Here is a 3,682-nt window from a genome sequence, read left to right on the forward strand (position 1 = left end):
TCGGCGGCCCGGTTCACCAGGGATTCCGCTTCGCTGATGTTGGCGGCAATCGGCTTCTCGATCAAGACATGCACCCCCGCCTCCAGGCAGGCTAAGCCCACCTCGTGGTGCAACACCGTCGGTACGGCAATGGCGACAGCGGCCACATGGGGGAGCAGTTCTCGGTAATCTTCGTAGAAATGAACGCGGTGGCGGCTGGCCACATCCAGGCCCCGTTCCACATTCACATCCGCCACCCCCACCACCTGCACATCCTTCATGCGGCTGAAGACGCGGGTATGATGCTGACCCATGTTGCCTACCCCGATGACACCGACGGGAACGGCTTGTCCGGTATAAGCCAGCGGGCTTTGGGGAGAGTTGGCAGGACTCGGGCAGGATCGGGCCATGACGTTTCCACTACCTCCACCAAAAAGGGTTTCGTCAGACCTACAGTCCGTTGGCTGTTAACGGAGCGTAGCCTTTTCACGAAACAAACTTCACAAAGCTTACCACGCTTATTTCTCAAATCCAGTTCAAGCCAGGGATCGGCGGCAAACGCAGCGGCGTTCGTTCACAGGATTCGGGGCTGAAACAAAACAGCGGCACAGGTGTAGAGCGAAACCACATGCGGGCATAAAACCCGTTCGGGCTGAGGGGCAGACCAAACCAAATCGGGAAAAAGAAGATCAAGGTCGCCAAAACCAGCGCCACCGCCGTGAGGCTCACCCCGCGCCAGAAGCGTTGATAGCTTTGCCAACCCAATATCACCAACCAAGCCAGCGCCAAGGTGCTAAAGGCCAGAGCACTCATGTAGTGGTAGATAAACACGCAGCGACTCACCATGAACCAGGGCAGGTAGTTGGCGGCATACCCGATTAAAATGAAGGCTTCGATGCCATTGAACCGCCGGATCCCGCGCCCAACCAACACCAAAATTGAGCCTGTGCCCAGCCACCACAGCCAGGGGTTGCCCAAGCCGTGTACGGCTCGCCAGAGGTTGTCTTCGCTGCTGAAGTAGTAGCCTACGGAACGGCCCATAATCGGCCACGACCAAGCCCCCGCAGAACCCAACCGAGTCGCCAGCCACGGCCGCAACGCTGGGAACCACGCCACCAAGGATCGCAAACTGGTGGAACAATAGGGATGCACAGGGGTTTCTTCGTCCACCACCAAGTTGGCCGCCGTCTGCCCACCGTAAATGGATTGGTTAATGGCAACCAGCGCGCGGAAGTAGTTTTGGATCCCGGCCCAGCTCCAGTCAAGGGTTAGCCCCTGTTGCGGGTTGAACTGCAAATGTGGGATCCACTGCAGGGCATAAAACACCAACGGAGCAAGGATAAAACAAAAGGCATAGTGCCACCAGCGCAGGTGCCGGATCTGCACCAACAGCCCCAAACGCGGGATCCACTGCGGACGAAGCCAGATCACCCCCCAAACGAGGAGCCCCAGCAGCGCAAACATGAAGGCAAACCAGAGGCCATTCCACTTCACGGAAACTGCCGCTCCCAACAGGATCCCGGAGCCGGTAAAGTGTACAGCCCGTCGCCAACCGCGCCGCTCCAACCCACCCAGCAACAAAATGGCTGCTGCCAAGCCAAAGGCCACCAAGTAGACGTTGATCAGGCCGAAGCGGGATTCCACCAAAAAGATGCCATCCGTCAGCAATAAGGCCCCGCTCAGCAGCGCCAACCCGACATGATAGGTGAGGCGGTAGGCTAACCCCGTCAGCAACAGCGGGATCAGGGATCCACACAGGGCCGTGGCAAAGCGAAACCCCCATTCATTGCGGCCAAACACCTGAATGCTGAGGGCGATGAAGTATTTGCCCAAGGGGGGATGCACATCGAAAAAGGGCTTGCCATCCAGATAATTTTGGGCGAACTCCGGGAAATACACCTCGTCGAAGACAGGAGCAGGAAATTCATTCAGCCGCCACAGGCGCATCCCCAACCCAATCAGGAAGATCCCTAGCGCCCCCCACAACAGCCACTGACGGGATCCGACTGCGGTTTGCGGGGATCCCAGGGTAGGCATGGGCAGCAGAGAGGAGCGGGGCCGCTCCGGCGCAGGGTCGGTAGGGGTTGGCTCCACAGTCATGGCTAAGGCACACTCAACACGTCCAGGGGGGATTCCCAGAGATACCTTAACCTCTGTCCAGGGCAAAGGAGTGAGCGAGATGGCTATTCCCAAAAACAGCCATTTCGGGTAGCCATTGCTAGCCTAGAGACTCATCCCTACGGTTACTGGCTCAAAAGTTTCACCAATTCCAGTTTCTTAATTTTGCTTGTGTACTTGAGGCCACGCTTCTTAGCCAGAGCCTTCAGCTCGTTAATTTTTAATTTGTTCAGGAGCTTGAGATCTCTGATCTCGGTCTGGTCAGGCATAGGCTGGGGTGTTAGATAGAACACCTCCTCAAGAGCATCAAGCTTTTTGCCCTTGGTGATCCCGCATTTCAAGTCTGCTACTGGATCCAGCGTCTGCCAGTATTGACGGGGAGCCTCATCAATCCGATTGACAGCAACAGCTAGATCAACGCCGCTAAGAGGATTTCCGGACTGTTGTTTCAGATATTCCAAGGCCGACCTAATTTCATCCCTAGAGGCTGTAGAAAGATTAACTTTAGGAACTCTTTCCCTGGCCAAAACCTGGGTGACTTCCGCCGCTTCAGGGCTGTCTTCCACCACAATGCACCAAACCCGCTCTAATCCTGCTTCCACAGCAACTGCATAAACATAGGCGTTGCCAATGACTGCGTATCGGTCTTTCCCAACTTCTTTGACAAGGATCGGGAGCCAGTTACGCTGCTGAGTTTCTTGCAAAAGCTTAGCTGCCGTCTTAATCAAGAAGTCGGGAACGTGGATGTACTTTTCCTCTGGGAGCTCGATTTGATCCAGATAAAGCAAAAGTAAGTTCCCTACTTCGCTTAAGCTGCTCATGGTACAAAATACTCCTTGACTAGGTTTTCAAAGTAGTCTTGGGCTTTCTTATCTTTGTAGACTGCTGGAGCCTGTAAAAACGAAGCTTTGAAGATGCCTGCATACTCAGGGATCTCCAGAGGATGGAAACTGCTATTTCCTGAAGCCTGCTTGCGCAGAAAGTAGGGACTCAGATCAATTTGCCTCTTTTCTTGAAACTCTGCAATTATTTCCCTGACTGCATTTTCTGTGTCTCTTCTTTGAGCCTCTGTAAACTTTCCTCTATTCAAAAAAATCGGCAGGGCAATTGGGCCTCCATCCTTACGATCCTTTTGAATCTCAGGAATGAAGTCGGTAATCACTGTTGCTGCATTCTGCAGGGAGCGAATGTTATTGTGCTGAGCTGGAATCAGAACAACATCAGCAGCATAAAGAGATGCTTTATTAAAAAAACGCCAGTTGGGTGGTGTATCAATTAGAATGTAGTCATAGCTGGGCTTGACAGCTAGTAGTTTGTTGCGAAGATCATCAAACCTGATGCTTTGACGTAGCTTGACTTCATCTTCAACACGCATTGCTGGATCAGCAGGAATAACGTCAAACCTCTGTCGTTTAGTCTCTGGAGGATAAAAGAAGGGTTGAATAATCTCGGTTAGGCTTCTGTTTCTATCACGTAGGACTTTGTAGACTTCATCTGCAACAGCAGAGATGCCAACGAGTTCGGTAAGATCCCGTTGATTGGGGTCAAAGTCAATAACTAAAGCTTTCCAACCTTGAATAGTCAG

The 3,682-nt window shown here is 53.1% G+C and carries 4 protein-coding genes; all 4 read right to left on the minus strand.

What is annotated here, in order from left to right:
- The coding region (locus JX360_RS17110) for a Gfo/Idh/MocA family protein (protein WP_244353414.1) at positions 1-389 on the minus strand (389 nt) is incomplete at its 3' end.
- A gap of 115 nt (positions 390-504) precedes the next feature.
- Positions 505-2,079, minus strand: coding sequence for a phospholipid carrier-dependent glycosyltransferase (locus tag JX360_RS17115; RefSeq protein ID WP_244353422.1), 1,575 nt, complete (start codon positions 2,077-2,079; stop codon positions 505-507).
- 143 nt (positions 2,080-2,222) lie between these two features.
- Positions 2,223-2,918 carry a Rho termination factor N-terminal domain-containing protein gene (locus JX360_RS17120; protein WP_244353424.1) on the minus strand — a complete coding sequence of 232 codons (696 nt, stop codon included), beginning with the start codon at positions 2,916-2,918 and terminating at the stop codon, positions 2,223-2,225.
- Positions 2,915-3,682: ParA family protein (locus JX360_RS17125; protein ID WP_244353426.1), on the minus strand; the 768-nt coding region annotated here is incomplete at its 5' end. The genes JX360_RS17120 and JX360_RS17125, both read right to left, overlap by 4 nt.

This window comes from Thermostichus vulcanus str. 'Rupite' (genome assembly GCF_022848905.1).
Taxonomy (GTDB): Bacteria; Cyanobacteriota; Cyanobacteriia; order Thermostichales; family Thermostichaceae; genus Thermostichus; species Thermostichus vulcanus_A.

Coding starts and splice junctions, on each gene's coding strand:
- JX360_RS17115 (WP_244353422.1), bottom strand. CDS start 2,079: ATGACTGTGGAGCCAACCCCTACCGACCCTGCGCCGGAGCGGCCCCGC.
- JX360_RS17120 (WP_244353424.1), bottom strand. CDS start 2,918: ATGAGCAGCTTAAGCGAAGTAGGGAACTTACTTTTGCTTTATCTGGAT.